A 255-nucleotide genomic window follows, 5' to 3' on the forward strand; every position below is an offset into this window, starting at 1 on the left:
GGGTCATGGCGAACTTCAGCGCTACAGTCGGGCCGCCGGTAATTGCTTGCGAGGCGACCACCAGGGCTGGCTCGGTGGCGCTGGCTGGGGTTTGCGTCACGCTGCCGCTGATCGTATTGGTCAGGCCGACCACCGGTGCGATTGGCGCGGCGGAGGTGCTGAGCGACGTCATGCCGGTGGCGGCCACCGGCACGGCGCCCACCACGTTGGCTGCATAGCCGTCGGCCGTGATGACCACGTCGTAATTGCCGGCCG

At 68.6% G+C, this 255-nt stretch carries 1 pseudogene; it reads right to left on the bottom strand.

Going from position 1 to position 255, the window contains the following annotated elements:
- A pseudogene (locus tag GM658_RS29040) lies at nucleotides 1-255 on the bottom strand (DUF4382 domain-containing protein); the annotation flags it as partial.

Origin of the sequence: Massilia eburnea (assembly GCF_009720745.1) — a bacterium.
In the GTDB taxonomy this organism is placed as follows: Bacteria; Pseudomonadota; Gammaproteobacteria; order Burkholderiales; family Burkholderiaceae_D; genus Rugamonas; species Rugamonas eburnea.